The 763-nt window shown below is 38.0% G+C and carries 1 protein-coding gene; it reads left to right on the plus strand.

Going from position 1 to position 763, the window contains the following annotated elements:
* The first annotated feature begins 71 nt into the window (after window positions 1–71).
* The gene (locus AACW06_RS19810; protein ID WP_192076366.1) at window positions 72–554 is read left to right on the plus strand and encodes a hypothetical protein; all 483 of its coding nucleotides are present in this window, start codon (window positions 72–74) and stop codon (window positions 552–554) included.
* Window positions 555–763 lie beyond the last annotated feature (209 nt).

The following is a 763-nucleotide window of genomic DNA, read 5'->3' on the forward strand; positions in this document are numbered from 1 at the left end:
CAGTGCGTTGTTCACCACTTAATTGGGCGTTATGAGCAACATGGAGCGTTTGGTAGAAAAGGATTATCTCAATGATTGGTAGTATGTTTCGTAAATTTTGTCTTTTAGTATTAGTTCTCGCTGCTTTGCAGCTAGAACGTCCTTTCATCTCGCAAGACTCACTTAACCATTTTAGTGCTGTTTACGATGGTCATGAGGGTAATAAGGCTCGCTTTCAAGTAACAGCTGATAGTTTGACTTTAGGTAAGAACCTTATTGATACTCTGAGATTGAATACTCATGATAAAACAATAGAAGCGTATTCAAGAAGCTCTGATGGTTTGAAGTTAGGTGAACTGTATATTGGAACGATGCAAGTCGTAACTGGGAAAAATGGTTACTTAAAAGTATATGAGCTATTCGATGACTCAGGGGCGTTGGTCAGGGAAAAGATGGATAAAATAGTAGTCAGTGGCTCAATATTTAACATTATAACAGTGCTCTCGTATGTTCTTTGTTTACTTATCTTTGGTGTGTTCTATCGAGTGGAAAAATCACTAAACAAGGCTAAGTAGCGATAGGTTGTATTTGGTGACTCTGGTCTAGTGCCTGTATTCAAGAAGGAAACTCGTACAATTTTCAATATAAAAATGTTGCACATAACAATAAATTTAAGAGTGATTCACAACGCTTGGCGCCGTCACTTCAAGTCAGTTTAGTGTTTATGGCACAATGGTTTAGGTAGGGTGGTTAGCGTTGTTCACACCTTAATTTGGCGTTATGT

Origin of the sequence: Vibrio sp. S12_S33, from assembly GCF_963889785.1 — a bacterium.
GTDB classification, from domain to species: domain Bacteria; phylum Pseudomonadota; class Gammaproteobacteria; order Enterobacterales; family Vibrionaceae; genus Vibrio; species Vibrio aestuarianus.